This is a genomic window from Piscinibacter sp. PDB5-1 (assembly GCF_056676035.1).
In genome coordinates this window covers 522,662-535,944 of record NZ_JBWVZL010000001.1, presented here as the reverse complement: position 1 = coordinate 535,944, position 13,283 = coordinate 522,662, and the positions used below count along the sequence as shown (strand labels likewise).

Sequence of the window (13,283 nt, the reverse complement as noted above, 5' to 3'; positions counted from 1 at the left end):
GGCATTGGGTAGAGTGCGGCGGCCCGAAGGGGCTTCGCCGCTCTCCCTTGATGTCCACCGCCTCGCGCCATGCTGTTTCTGCTGTCCCCCGCCAAGTCGCTCGATTACGAAACCCCGCTCGACCCGGCCATCGCCGAGGCCGCCACCACGCCGCAATTCCTGGCCGATTCGGCCGAGCTGATCGAGGTGCTGCGCGAGCAGTCGGCCGATGACATCGCCGGCCTGATGGACCTCTCGCCGGCGCTTGCCACGCTGAACGTCGGCCGCTATGCCGCATGGTCGCGCCGGTCCACCACCCGCAACAGCCGGCCTGCCGTGCTGGCCTTCAACGGCGACGTGTACGACGGCCTGCAAGCCCGCAGCCTGAGCGCCGACGACCTGGCCTGGGCGCAAGGCCACCTCGCCATCCTCAGTGGTCTCTATGGCGTGCTGCGCCCACTGGACCGCCTGCAACCCTACCGGCTGGAGATGGGCACTGCGCTCGCCACGGCGCGGGGCCGCAACCTGTACGAGTTCTGGGGCGACCGCCTGGCTGCGCACCTCAACAAGCAGGCCGCCAAAGACGCGACGCCGGTGATCGTCAACCTCGCGTCGCAAGAGTACTTTCAGGCGGCTGACCGCAAGGCGCTGAAGCCGCGCATCGTCGAGTGCGTGTTCGAAGACTGGAAGGGCGACCGCTACAAGATCATCAGCTTCTTCGCCAAGCGGGCGCGCGGGCTGATGGCGCGCTACGCCATCGTTCATCGCGCGGCCACGCCCAAGGCGCTTGAAGGCTTCAACCTCGACGGCTACGCCTTCGCGCCCGAGGTGTCGCAGCCGCACCGGTTGGTATTTCGCCGCCGCCTGAACGACGGTTGACGGACCGCGCGCGAGGCGAGCGGGCGGCTGACGAGGCGCAAAACTGCCGCTGGCGTCGCGGGTTTGCCTCGCGGCAGAATGGCCGCATGAGCCAGCAAATCACCCCCGAACTGCGCCAGTGGATCGTTGACCAGGCCAAGGCCGCCCGCAGCCCGATGCAGGTGCTGAAGTCCATGATGGAAAGCGGCTGGACGGAAGACGTGGCCATCGCCGCGCTCGAAGAAACGCTGCAAGGCTTCTTGAAAGACCAGACGGTCTTGCAGAACCTGCCACCGCCGGTCCCGGTGCCCGAGCCGGACCTCGCCGAGTCGCCCGCGTCGATCACCGTCGGGGGCCACACCGTCGACATCGTGATGACCATGCGCGAGCCGCGCGTGGTGGTGTTCGGCAACCTGCTGACGCACGACGAATGCGACCAACTGGTCGAACTGGCGAGTGCGCGGCTCGCACGATCAGAGACGGTGGTGACCAGCACCGGCGCCAGCGAAGTCAACACCGCGCGCACCAGCGACGGCATGTTCTTCGACCGCGGTGAAAACGAGTTGTGCCGGCGCATCGAAGAGCGCATCGCCGCGCTGGTCAACTGGCCCCTCGACAACGGCGAGGGCCTGCAGATCCTGCGCTACCGGCCCGGCGCCGAGTACAAGCCGCACTACGACTACTTCGACCCTGCCCAGCCCGGCACGCCCAACATCCTGAAGCGCGGTGGCCAGCGCGTGGGTACGCTGGTCATGTACCTCAACACCCCCGAGCGCGGCGGCGCGACGACCTTTCCGGACGTGAAGGTCGAGGTCGCACCCGTCAAGGGCAACGCGGTGTTCTTCAGCTACGACCGCCCGCACCCCAGCACGCGCACGCTGCATGGGGGCGCTCCGGTCACGGCCGGCGAGAAGTGGGTGGCGACGAAGTGGATGCGCGAAGGGCGCTTCGAGTAGCCGGCGCCTTCGTTCGTTGCCCCGGCCGCGCGCTCAGGCGCGGCGTTTCTGCCCCTGGCCCGGCCCCGGGCTCTGGCCTTGCAGCGTGTCGAGCGCCGCCGGCTGGCTGCTGCCGAAGGGGCGGCTCTGGGCAATACGTTCCCACTTGCGCTGCTCCCAGGTCTGCGGGCCGGTGAGTGGCCAGCGTTCGACGCTGCCCTGCAGTTCGTTGCGCGGCACGCGTCGGTAGACTGGATTGGCCGGGCCGATCAGCCACAGCCCGCGGCGTAGGCGGCCGGGCAGGGGCGCGCGCGATTCGCTCACCCAGTACACGCAGCGCTTGTCTTCCCAGAAGTTGACGCGCTCGAAATGCACGCGGCCCGCAAAGCCCGTCTCGGCCGGAAAGAGGATGTACTCGTCGGCCAGTTCGACCACGGCAAACGCCAGGTCGCCCGGGGTGTCGCCCGCGCCGCGGTGAACGAAGATCACGCGTTGCGCGTCGGCGGCGGCGAAGCGGTCCACTTCCTGGTCGTCACGGTAGACCACGATGTCGGGCCCATGCCAGGCGGTGTGCCACGGTGTTTTCATCATCTTGCAGCTCCTGAATCGTGCGACCTTAAAGGCGCAGCGCGGCGTACGTGTATCGAGCCGCGACAAGTTGCAAGCCTTGGAGGCTTTGTGGGCGAGGTGGCAACAACCCGTGACAACCGGGGGGCGCCGTGCGGCTCGCCGAAGACGGCCGAGTGTGCCTGTGTCGCAGATGCTCCCGCGGCGGTAGGCGGGCTGCGTGTGCGGTTATGTCTTGCTCCGCGCTTCGCGCAGGCCAAAGAAAACAGCCGCGCGGGCGAGGCCGGCGCGGCTGTTCGTTCATGTGCACACCGGCCACGCGGGCCGTGTGCACGTTGCCTCATCGCTTGGGTTGCGTCAGGCGCGGCCCATTGTTGCTGCTGCGGTTGCCGTCACGGCGCGGCTCGCTGCGTTGCGGCGAGGCGGGCGCGTGGTGCGGGCGTGCCGCCGGCTGGGCGTGGCGCGGCGCGTCGTGGCCGTGCGTGGCCGGGCGCGCGGGGGCGGCCGTGCCCTTGCGGGGCTCCTGGCCTTGTGCCTGGCGTTGCGGCTGCGCCGGTCGGCCACCACCGCCTTGCGGTGCGCGCTCGTTGCGGCCACGGCCGCCATTGCCGCCCTGGCCTCCACCCGCACCACCGCCGCCACCACCACCCGGGCGGCCGCCACGCGCATTGCGCGAGCCGCCACGGCCGGCACCTTCGCCGATGGTCATGCGGCCCAGCACGATGGGCTCGGGTTTCTCGCTCGGGTGCGGCTCAAAGCCGGCGATGACCTCTTTCGGGATCTCGCGCTTGATGAGCTTTTCGATGTCGCGCAGGAAGATGTTCTCGTCCACGCACACCAGCGACACTGCCTCGCCTTGCGCGCCGGCACGGCCGGTGCGGCCGATGCGGTGCACGTAGTCCTCGGGCACGTTGGGCAGCTCGTAGTTGACGACGTGCGGCAACTGGTCGATGTCGATGCCGCGCGCGGCGATGTCGGTCGCCACCAGCACCTGCAGGTCGCCGGTCTTGAACTCGGCCAGCGCCTTGGTGCGGGCGCTCTGGCTCTTGTTGCCGTGGATCGCCATCGCGCTGATGTCGTTCTTCTCAAGATGCTCGACCAGGCGGTTCGCGCCGTGCTTCATGCGCGTGAAGACCAGCACCTGGTGCCAGTCGTTCTCTTTGATGAGGTGCACGAGCAGGTCTTTCTTCAGCTCGCGGCCAACCGGGTGCACCTTCTGCGCGATGGCGTCGTTGGTCTGGTTGCGCCGGGCCACTTCGATCAGCGCCGGCTTGTTCAGCAGGCGGTCGGCCAGGGCCTTGATCTCGTCGCTGAAGGTGGCGCTGAACAGCAGGCTCTGCTTTTGCGCCGGCACCAGGGCCAGCACCTTCTTGATGTCGTGCACGAAGCCCATGTCGAGCATGCGGTCGGCTTCGTCGAGCACGAGGATCTCGATCTTGCTCAGGTCGAGCGTGCGTTGCTGCGCGTGGTCGAGCAGGCGGCCGGGCGTCGCGACGAGGATGTCCACGCCCTTGCGCAGCTTGTCGATCTGCGGCTGCATGCCCACGCCACCGAACATCACCATCGACGTGAGGTTCATGTGCTTGCCGTAGGTGCGCACGCTTTCTTCGACCTGCGCGGCGAGTTCGCGAGTGGGCGTGAGGATCAGCGCGCGGATGGGGATGCGGCCCTTGGCGTCGCGCGGCGGCGTGACCAGCGACAGACGATGCAGCATCGGCAGCGTGAAGCCGGCGGTCTTGCCGGTGCCGGTTTGTGCGCCGGCGAGCAGGTCGCCGCCCGACAGCACGGCAGGAATCGCCTGTGCCTGGATGGGCGTGGGCGAGGTGTAACCCTGTTCGCGAATGGCGCGCAACAGGGGCTCGGCCAGGCCGAGGGATTCGAAGGTCATGGGGGATGAGAGAGGTCGGCCTGTCGCTTGAGGTTCAAGCGCCAGTCGCAGGCAGAAGAGACGGGGTTGAGCGCGAAGGCCCGGGTCAGAGTGACCGCAACACAGTGACTGGTGTCTGCGCTGCTGGGGCGCGATTCTAACGGGCGCCTCCCGGCCCACGCGCGAAGAAGGGCACGATTTCGAAGGTTTATCGGCCCTGCGCGTCGGCACAGCAATGTCCCGCCTGCTTACAGGCGGTAGCGCGACGACCTGCGCAGGCACGCCAACATGCGGGGTGCTTCTGGCTGTGCGCGAGCCCGCTTCGGGCCTTCGACGGCATGGCGACAACAACCAGGGACTCTCCACATGACACACGAGACAAACGTGGCCGCGCCGTGTCCGCAGCCCGAGCCGACCGCTGCTGCCACCCGTGCCCACCGCCTGCAGGTGCTGGGCGCCCTCAGCGCGCTGGTGGCGCTGACGGCTTGCGGCGGCGGCGGCAACGACGGCGTGGTCGCCGAAGCGCAAGCCGCGGCGCCGGCCGATGGCAGCGGCACCGTCGAGGCGGCAGACACCTGGGTGCGCATCGCGTACCAGGGCCAGTCGTTCACGACACAGGGCCCGCAGCAGGTGCGCTTCGGCGCGTCGGACCGTTGGGTGGTGCGCACCGTGAACGGCACGGGCGCCTGCACTGCGGCGTTCTTCGGCCAGAACCCGGCGCCGTGGTCGATCAAGGCCTGCTACGCGTTGACGTCGTCGTCGCCGCCGCCCGCTCCTCCGCCGCCTCCGGCACCGACACCGCCCCCACCGCCCCCGCCGCCCGCCCCGCCGCTGCCGGCCCCCGCGCCGCCGTCGCCTGCCCCTGCCCCCACGCCAGCACCGGCACCCACGCCTGCACCGGCACCGGCACCCGCACCGGCCTCGTCCGCCCGAGTGGCCCGCATTGACTTGGCGCAGTCATTCGTCTTCCCGAGCGACGACCGCGAACTGGTGCTGGTGGCCAACAAGAGCGTGATGGTCCGTGTGTACGCCACGAGCACCCAGCCCCAACAGGCCAAGCCCGCTGGCGTGTTGCGTGTCGAGACCGCGACCGGGCAACTGGTCGAGCAGATCGTGTTGACGCCGCCGACCGGCGACTTGCCAACCGCGGTGCCGATGGTGCCCACCACCACCAACGCGTACACCGCGCTCGTGCCGGCCGCCCGCGTGCGCGCCGACATGCGCCTGAGCGTCAGCCTGGCGAACGGCCAGGTGCCGACCACCATCTACCCGCGCGTCGGCGGTGGTGTGGCGCTGACGCTCGTGGCCGTGCCGGTGCAACTGGGCACCACCACCGGCCAGGTCGTCGCCGACATCGACCGCTACGTGCAGGCGCGTGTGCCGGTCGCGAGCGTGACCGTGCGGGTGCGAGCGCCCTACGTGCCGCAGGCGGTGACGAGCCTGCCGACGACCGAGAACGCGTGGAGCACCGCCTTCACCCGCGTGCTGTCCGAACTGGCCAGCCTGCGCCTGATGGAGCAGGCCTCGCGCCAGACCTACTACTACGGCTTCATGCCCAAGCGCACCTATGGGCTCGCCGGCCTGGGCTACATGCCCGGCAACGCCGCCCTCGGCCTCGACCTGCCCAACGCGCCGGTCACCGTGCGGCAGACGCTCACCCACGAGTTGGGGCACAACCTCAGCCTGCCGCACGCGCCGTGTGGCGGCCCCTCGGGCACCGACCCGAGCTACCCGTACCCTGAAGGCCGCCTGGGCATGGAAGGGCGCTACATCTGGGGGTACAACCTCGACACCGGGGCCTTCGTGGACCCGCGCCGCACGGACCGCTACGACATGATGAGCTACTGCAGCGGAGACACCTTCTCCGACTACAACTACCGCCGCATGCAGATCCACCTGACGCCCACCGACCGCACGGTGACGCAGGCGTCGGCCATGGCGAGCGGCCCGCAAGAGCTGTTGCTCGTCAGCGGCCAGATCGAGTCCGGCCGGGCCGAGCTGTCGCCGCTGAAGTCGCTGTTCGGCGAGGCCCAGTTGCCCGAGGCCGGGCCGTACGTGCTGCGCATCACCACGGCCAGCGGCGTGGTCGAGTACCCCTTCGCGCCGCAGCAGGTCGACCACGTCGATGGCGCCCAGCATTTCGCCTTCACCGTGCCGCACCCGGGCACGATCTACAGCGTGAGCGTGTTGCGTGCCGGGCAGGCGCTGATGCAGGCCCAGTCGAGTGCGGCCAGCCGCGGGTCGATCAGCAAGCAACTGCCGGGCAGCGCTGGCACGGCTGCAGCCCTGTCGGCGTCTGCGCTGCAGGTGACCGAGCGGGCCGGTTCGCTGCACCTCACCTGGGACCACGCGCGCTTCCCCTACCTCACGGTGACGCACGTGGGCGCGGCCCGCGCCACGCTTGCGCAAGACCTGCGCGGTGGCAGCGTCGCGTTGCCGCTGGGGGCTCTGCCGGCCGGCGGCAGCTTCGAGTTCAGTCTCTCTGATGGCTTGAACAGCATGCGTGTGACGCGGCCGCGCTGACCGCGGGGCCGCCGCGCCGCCGCGGGTCACGCGCCGGCGCTCTGCCCAGGTCTCATGCACCGTAGAGCAGGTAGTCGGCGCTGTAGGGCACCGCCTCGGCCTGCCCGACGGTGGCGGCATCGCAGGGGCGGGTCGGCAGCGTGCCGCCGACCGTGTTGATGCGCTGCACGCTGGTCACCTGCGCGAAGCGGCCTGGCACACCGGCCGACTTGGCCGACAGCAGCAGCCACGGGATCGCATCGCCCTGAGGCGCATCGGCACGCGCGTCCACCGCACCGACGATCTTGCTGCCATCGGTGGCCTCCCAGTGCGGGCCGCCGTAGTGCTTGCCGATCGTCTTGCCGCTGCGGTCATACAGCTCGGCCTTCGGCGCGACGAACACCCACTTCGCGCCGCCTGAAGCGGTGGTGTCGGGCCGGCACTCGTAGATCTGCGTGCCGACGGCCGCCAGGCTTTCCACCAGTTGGCCGCCCTTGGGCGCGAGCGCCGCAGGCACCGCCGCGGCCGCTGGCGACTGCGCCACCTTCACCGCAGCAAGCGCCGCGATCTGCTTGCCCATTGCGAGCCCCGTCTCGGTCGAGAAGCGGTAGTGGATGCCCTCCCAGACGCGCGCGTTGGACACCTCCTGCACGAACGCATCGACCGAGGTCCAGCGGCGGGTCGCGCCATTCGCTGTCGGGCTGCTGGTGGACAGCTCGGGCATGCGGCCTCGTCCGACCTCGGCCTTGAGCAGCTCGCCCACGGCAGCTGCCAGGATGCTGTGTGCGCTGGGGTACTCGGGGTGGCCGGGGTTGTCGATCAAGGGCGTCCAGCCGGGCTCCATCTCGGTGGCGGGGTTGTGGTCGCGGTCGCCGTTGCGAATGGCCGTGACCGGTCGCCAGAAGCCGTGGTGGTACTTCGCGTCCATCACCGCGATCAGCGCGTCGTCCATCGCCTGGGCGGTGGCGGCCAGCAGGCGCGCGTTCTGAGCCACCGTGCGCCCTGGTGCCTTGGCGACCGATCGCGTGACGGCGTTGTAGATCGGCGGCAGCGAGTACTCCCAGAACTTGGCGACCTCGGTCTGCTCGGGTGTGCGCACCCGGCTGGCCTTGCTGCCGAGGGCCTTGACCTCGTTGTAGTCGCGCGACCATTCGGCGCTGGTCAGCGACGGCGGCGGCGCGGGGCGGAACTGCGCCGCGCTGGCCATCAGCCACGGCGTGCGCTGCGGCCACTGCGGCGTGGCCACGCCGGTGGTCGGCACGTAGGCGCCGGGTGAGGTGTGCGGCCGGTAGGCCTCGGGCGTGCTGGCACCGTCGCCCGCCCGCCAGGCCAGCACGCGCGCGGCTGCCAGTTCGCCGGCCGCGATGCCGGCGCTCTTGGCCGGGCCGTCGGCCAGCTTGGCGAGCGCGGCCTTGTAGGCCTGCTCGATGGCCGGTGCCTGCTGCGGCAGCAGCTTCGCCAGGCTCGCCCGGTTGGCGGCGGCGACGGCCGCGTCGGTCGCCGTGCCAACGCCGTCACGGCCCTGCAGCAGGGGCACGGCGCCGACCGCTTCGTGCACGGCGGTCTGCACGATGGCCATCACACGCACCGCCGGGGGCGTGCCCATCTTCGACTGCACGACCAGGTCGTCGGCCACGATGTGCCAATCGGTCACGGTGTCGGCGTGCGCCTGGGGCGTCATCACCGAGAGGCAGGCCGCGGCGACGCCGGCGGCCGAGAAGTGTTGAACGAGGTTCATGGTGGGTCTTCCTTGCGTGGGTTCAGCGGCGGGTGATGACGATCTCGAGGTAGTCGCTCGGGATCACGAGGCCGGCGTTGCCGCCCCGGTCGAACTGCGCCATCAGCTGCAGGAGGTCGTGCGCCAGCGCCTGCTGGCCATCGGCATCGAGCGCGGCAAAGGCCTTCAGGATCGGGCCGTAGTAGCTGCGGAAGACCTCCAGCATGTGCTCGGCCGAGCGGTAGCGGAACATGAACTGCCGCGTCTCGGTGACGATGTGCGAGGCCGCGCTTTCGAACAGCTCGTGGATGCGGGCGCGGTGGCCCCACAGCGCCGGCGACTGCACGCCCGCCGGTGGCGGCACGTGCTTGCCGATGGTCTTGAAGACCTGGCCGATGAAGCTCTCGGGCGTCCAGTTGGCCATGGCGATCTTGCCGCCGCGACGGCACACGCGCAGCAGCTCGGCGGCCACGCGCGGCGGGTTGGGTGCGAACATGCAGCCGAAGGTGGACAGCACCGCGTCGAAGCTACCGTCGTCGAAGGGCAGGGCCTCGGCGTCGGCCTCGCGGAAGTCGATGCCGTGCAGGCGCTCGGCAGCGGCACGCTCGCGGCCCCGTTCGAGCAACGCGGGCACGTAGTCGGTCGAGGTGACCTCGCACCAGCGGCGCGCGGCGGCCAGGGTGGCGTTGCCGTTGCCGGCGGCGACGTCGAGCACGCGCTGGCCGGCGCGCAGGTCGGCGGCCTCGCACATCGTCTCGCCGACGATCTGCAAGGTGGTGCCGACGACGGCGTAGTCGCCCGAGGCCCAGGCGGCCTTCTGACGGGTCTTGATGGCCGCGAGATCGGGGGCCGGGGCGGTGCTCGGTGCCGGGGTGCTGGCTGACAATGTGTTCATGAGCTGGACTCCTGAAGGGTGGGGTTGCGAAGACAGTCACTGTCTGGCGGCCCCGTGGAAACGCGCGTGGTGACCGGCGTGGAAATTGGCGTGGAAACGGAGGTGGACGTGGGCGTGCGTTCCGGACCGCAGACGGGCCTGGACCTGCGGCTGCTGGGCCCGCTTGCGGTGGGCCGCGCCGGCACGCCCCTGGCCTTGCCGCCTTCGCGCAAGGTGCGCGCGCTGCTGGCCTACCTCGTGATGGCTGGCCGGCCCATCACGCGCAGCCACCTCTGCGAGCTGCTGTGGGACTTGCCCAGCGACCCGCGCGGCGAGCTGCGCTGGTGCCTCAGCAAGCTGCGCCAGGTGCTCGACGAACCCGGCCGCGTCCGTGTGACCACCCAGGGCGACACCGTGGCGGCCGATGTGTCCGACTGCGAGGTCGATGCGCTTCGGGTCGGCGCGGCGCTGCAGCAGGGTGTCGGCGCCTTGCCGGCCGATCGGTTGCAAGCCTTGGCTGCGCTCTTCGGCCGCAGCGACTTTCTCGAAGGTCTCGACCTGCCCCGCAGCCCTGCCTTCACCGGCTGGCTGGTGGCCGAACGTCGTCGCTTGCGCGCCGCCCATGCGGCCGTCCTCGAACACTGGGTGAACCACTTGCCCACGGGCAGCGACGAGGCCCTGGCGGCGCTGGAGCGCTGGCTTGCCATCGCCCCCTTCGACCGCCGCGCCCACGTGCAACTGCTGGAGGCACTGGCCTCGCGCGGCCAGTTGCGCGAGGCCGAAGAGCACCTCGCGGCGACGGCCCGCCAGTACGAGGCCGAAGGCCAGGACTGGGCCCCGATCGGCCATGCCTGGCGCGCGGCCAAGTCGCGCCACGGCGGTGCGGTGGCGGGGCCGGTGATCGTCGGCAGCCCGGCGTCACCGATGCCCGTGTCGCCGCCGGCCATCGCCCCCGCCCGCCGCGCATCGCTCGCCGTGATGCCCTTCGTGGACCGCACCCCCGGTGGCGCGCTGCGCGGCGGCCTCGGCGACGGCATGGCGCACGACGTGATCACACGGCTGTCGAAGCTGCGCAGCATGTTCGTCATCGCCGAGGGCACGATGTTCGCGTTGTCCGAGCGGCGGGTCGATTCGGAAGACGCCGGCCGCCGCCTCGACGTGGACTACGTCGCCAGCGGGGCCATCCGCCGGGGTCCGGGCGCGCGGCTGTCGATCAACGTGCAGCTCACCGAGACCCGCAGCGCGCAGGTGGTGTGGGCCGAAGACTTCGCCGGGCAGCTCGACGACACCTTCGCCGTGCTCGACGAGATAGGCAACCGCATCGTCAGCGCCATCGCCAACGAGATCGAGCTGGCCGAGCGCAACCGCGCCGTGCTCAAGAACCCCGCCTCGCTCAACGCCTGGGAGGCCCACCACCGCGGCCTGTGGCACATGGTGCGCTTCAACCGCGAAGACAACGAACAGGCGAGGCACTTCTTCCAGACAGCCGTGCGACTCGACCCGACCTTCGCGCGCCCGCACGCCGGCCTGTCGTTCACGCACTTCCAGGACGCCTTCCTCGGCTGGCACGACCGCCCCGCCGCCATCGAGCGCGCCTATGCCACGGCCGCCGAAGCGCTGATGGCCGACGAACGCGACCCGGCCGCCCACTGGGCGCTCGGGCGCGCGATGTGGCTGCAGGCCCGCAAGGACGAAGCCCTGCGCGAGCTGCAATCGGCCATCGACCTGAGCCCCAACTTCGCGATGGGTCACTACACGCTGGCGTGGTTTCAGTGCCAGGCGGGCGACCCCGAGGCCGCGATCGCCGGTGCCGACCTCGCCCGCGCGCTCAGCCCGCTCGACCCCTTGCTGTTCGGCATGCTCGCCTCGCGCGCACTCGCCTTGATGCGCCTCGGGCGCTTCGACGAGGCCGCCGACTGGGGCGTGCGCTCGGCCGCCCGGCCCAATGCCCACGTGCACATCCGGGCGGTGGCGATGTTCTGCCTGGCGCTGGCCGGGCGCACCGCCGAGGCCCGGGCGCAGGCCCAGGCGATCCGCCAGTTGCACGGGCCGTACCGGGTCGAAGACTTCCTCGGCTCTTTCATGATGCCGCCCGACGCGCAACAGCTGCTGCGTCGCGCCGCGGGCCTCATCACGCCCTAGCGAGCGGGCCCCTGTCCGCAGTGGGGGCGCGGCGGGGCGTTGTCCCGGATAATCGCCGGCTTCCGGTTCGATCCGAAACCGCCCCCATCTCCAGAAAAGCGCCATGGCCCAGTACGTCTTCACCATGAACCGCGTCGGCAAGATCGTCCCGCCGAAACGCCAGATCCTCAAGAACATCTCCCTCAGCTTCTTCCCCGGGGCCAAGATCGGCGTGCTGGGCTTGAACGGCTCGGGCAAATCGACGCTGCTGAAGATCATGGCCGGCATCGACAAGGACATCGAAGGCGAAGCCACCCCGATGCCCGGTCTGAAGATCGGCTACCTGCCGCAGGAGCCGCAACTCGACCCGACGCAGACCGTGCGCGAAGCCGTCGAGCAAGGCATCGGCGGCGTGCTGGCCGCCAAGGCCCGCCTGGAGCAGGTCTACGCCGAGTACGCCGACGAGAACGCCGACTTCGACAAGCTCGCCGCCGAGCAGGCCGAGCTCGAAGCCATCATCTCGGCCGCCGGCAGCGAGAACACCGACCTGCAACTCGAACTCGCCGCCGACGCCCTGCGCCTGGCCCCGTGGGACGCGACCATCGGCAACCTCTCCGGCGGTGAAAAGCGCCGCGTCGCGCTGTGCCGGCTGCTGCTGAGCAAACCCGACATGCTGCTGCTCGACGAACCCACCAACCACTTGGACGCTGAATCGGTCGAGTGGCTGGAGCAGTTTCTGCAGCGCTTCCCGGGCACCGTGGTGGCCATCACCCACGATCGCTACTTCCTCGACAACGCGGCCGAATGGATTCTTGAACTCGACCGCGGATCGGGCATTCCGTACAAGGGCAACTACACCACCTGGCTCGACCAGAAGCAGGCCCGCCTGGCGCAAGAGCAGAAGACCGAAGACGCCCGAGCCAAGGCCCTGAAGACCGAACTCGAATGGGTGCGCAAGAACGCCAAGGGCCGCCAGGCCAAGAGCAAGGCGCGTCTGGCCCGCTTCGAAGAGCTGAGCGACGTCGAATACCAGAAGCGCAACGAGACGAACGAGATCTTCATCCCCGTGGCCGAGCGCCTGGGCCATGAAGTCATCGAGTTCAAGAACGTCACCAAGAGCTTCGGGGACCGCGTGCTGATCGACAACCTGAGCTTCAAGGTGCCGGCCGGTGCCATCGTCGGCATCATCGGCCCGAACGGTGCCGGTAAATCGACGCTGTTCCGCATGATCCAGGGCGTCGAGAAGCCGGACTCGGGCGAGGTCGCCATCGGCAAGACCGCCAAGCTCGCCTTCGTGGATCAGAGCCGCGAAAGCCTCGACGCCAACAAGACGGTGTGGGAAGACGTCTCGGGCGGCCTCGACAACATCATCGTCGGCAAGTTCGTGATGCCCTCGCGCGCTTACATCGGCCGCTTCAACTTCAAGGGCAACGACCAGCAGAAGATGGTCGGCCAGCTCTCGGGCGGTGAACGCGGCCGCCTGCACCTGGCCAAGACGCTGGCCCAGGGCGGCAACGTGCTGATGCTCGACGAACCGTCGAACGACCTCGACGTCGAAACCCTGCGCGCGCTCGAAGAGGCGCTGCTCGAATTCGCCGGCAGCGCGATGGTGATCTCGCACGATCGCTGGTTCCTCGACCGCATCTGCACGCACATCCTCGCGGCCGAAGGCGACTCGCAGTGGTTCTTCTACGACGGCAACTACCAGGAGTACGAAGCCGACAAGAAGAAGCGCCTCGGCGAAGAAGGCGCGCGCCCGAAGCGCGTGCGCTTCAAGGCGATCTGACCGGGATCTGCGGAATGGACAAGGGGCGCTGCGAGCGCCCCTTTTCTTTGATCGGCGCGGCCTTGCCACCCGCCACC

The 13,283-nt window shown here is 69.8% G+C and carries 9 protein-coding genes; 5 read left to right on the top strand and 4 right to left on the bottom strand.

Going from position 1 to position 13,283, the window contains the following annotated elements; translation table 11 throughout:
• Nucleotides 1-69: 69 nt before the first annotated feature.
• Entirely contained in the window at nucleotides 70-858 is a 789-nt protein-coding gene (gene yaaA / locus AC1KAT_RS02355) for a peroxide stress protein YaaA (protein WP_480322386.1), read from the top strand.
• Nucleotides 859-944: 86 nt separating this feature from the next.
• Nucleotides 945-1,793 carry a 2OG-Fe(II) oxygenase gene (locus AC1KAT_RS02350; RefSeq protein WP_480322384.1) on the top strand — a complete coding sequence of 283 codons (849 nt, stop codon included), beginning with the start codon at nucleotides 945-947 and terminating at the stop codon, nucleotides 1,791-1,793.
• A gap of 33 nt (nucleotides 1,794-1,826) precedes the next feature.
• Here the strand turns inward: AC1KAT_RS02350 and AC1KAT_RS02345 are convergent, their stop codons facing one another.
• Nucleotides 1,827-2,363 carry a hypothetical protein gene (locus tag AC1KAT_RS02345; protein ID WP_480322382.1) on the bottom strand — a complete coding sequence of 179 codons (537 nt, stop codon included), beginning with the start codon at nucleotides 2,361-2,363 and terminating at the stop codon, nucleotides 1,827-1,829.
• Between the two features lie 316 nt (nucleotides 2,364-2,679).
• The gene (locus tag AC1KAT_RS02340) at nucleotides 2,680-4,227 is read right to left on the bottom strand and encodes a DEAD/DEAH box helicase (protein ID WP_480322380.1); all 1,548 of its coding nucleotides are present in this window, start codon (nucleotides 4,225-4,227) and stop codon (nucleotides 2,680-2,682) included.
• Between the two features lie 345 nt (nucleotides 4,228-4,572).
• On the opposite strand from AC1KAT_RS02340, the gene AC1KAT_RS02335 reads away from it, so the two are divergent.
• Nucleotides 4,573-6,729, top strand: a complete 2,157-nt coding sequence (locus AC1KAT_RS02335) for a M66 family metalloprotease (protein ID WP_480322378.1) — start codon at nucleotides 4,573-4,575, stop codon at nucleotides 6,727-6,729.
• Nucleotides 6,730-6,781: 52 nt separating this feature from the next.
• Here AC1KAT_RS02335 and AC1KAT_RS02330 read toward each other — a convergent pair whose 3' ends face one another.
• Together AC1KAT_RS02330 and AC1KAT_RS02325 are read right to left on the bottom strand one after the other, a co-directional pair.
• A complete protein-coding gene (locus tag AC1KAT_RS02330) occupies nucleotides 6,782-8,446 on the bottom strand; it encodes a DUF3455 domain-containing protein (RefSeq protein WP_480322377.1) in 1,665 nt (554 codons plus the stop codon).
• 22 nt (nucleotides 8,447-8,468) lie between these two features.
• Nucleotides 8,469-9,320 (bottom strand): class I SAM-dependent methyltransferase, encoded by an 852-nt coding sequence (locus AC1KAT_RS02325; RefSeq protein ID WP_480322375.1) that lies wholly within the window; start codon nucleotides 9,318-9,320, stop codon nucleotides 8,469-8,471.
• Nucleotides 9,321-9,374: 54 nt separating this feature from the next.
• Here AC1KAT_RS02325 and AC1KAT_RS02320 point away from each other — a divergent pair, with 54 nt between their 5' ends.
• A complete protein-coding gene (locus AC1KAT_RS02320; RefSeq protein WP_480322373.1) occupies nucleotides 9,375-11,441 on the top strand; it encodes a transcriptional regulator in 2,067 nt (688 codons plus the stop codon).
• Nucleotides 11,442-11,544: 103 nt separating this feature from the next.
• A complete protein-coding gene (gene ettA / locus AC1KAT_RS02315) occupies nucleotides 11,545-13,206 on the top strand; it encodes an energy-dependent translational throttle protein EttA (RefSeq protein WP_480322371.1) in 1,662 nt (553 codons plus the stop codon).
• Nucleotides 13,207-13,283: the final 77 nt, after the last annotated feature.

Excerpts from the sequence above, each read along its gene's own strand:
- yaaA (WP_480322386.1), top strand. The coding sequence starts at position 70 with ATGCTGTTTCTGCTGTCCCCCGCCAAGTCGCTCGATTACGAAACCCCG.
- AC1KAT_RS02350 (WP_480322384.1), top strand. The coding sequence starts at position 945 with ATGAGCCAGCAAATCACCCCCGAACTGCGCCAGTGGATCGTTGACCAG.
- AC1KAT_RS02345 (WP_480322382.1), bottom strand. The coding sequence starts at position 2,363 with ATGATGAAAACACCGTGGCACACCGCCTGGCATGGGCCCGACATCGTG.
- AC1KAT_RS02340 (WP_480322380.1), bottom strand. The coding sequence starts at position 4,227 with ATGACCTTCGAATCCCTCGGCCTGGCCGAGCCCCTGTTGCGCGCCATT.
- AC1KAT_RS02335 (WP_480322378.1), top strand. The coding sequence starts at position 4,573 with ATGACACACGAGACAAACGTGGCCGCGCCGTGTCCGCAGCCCGAGCCG.
- AC1KAT_RS02330 (WP_480322377.1), bottom strand. The coding sequence starts at position 8,446 with ATGAACCTCGTTCAACACTTCTCGGCCGCCGGCGTCGCCGCGGCCTGC.
- AC1KAT_RS02325 (WP_480322375.1), bottom strand. The coding sequence starts at position 9,320 with ATGAACACATTGTCAGCCAGCACCCCGGCACCGAGCACCGCCCCGGCC.
- ettA (WP_480322371.1), top strand. The coding sequence starts at position 11,545 with ATGGCCCAGTACGTCTTCACCATGAACCGCGTCGGCAAGATCGTCCCG.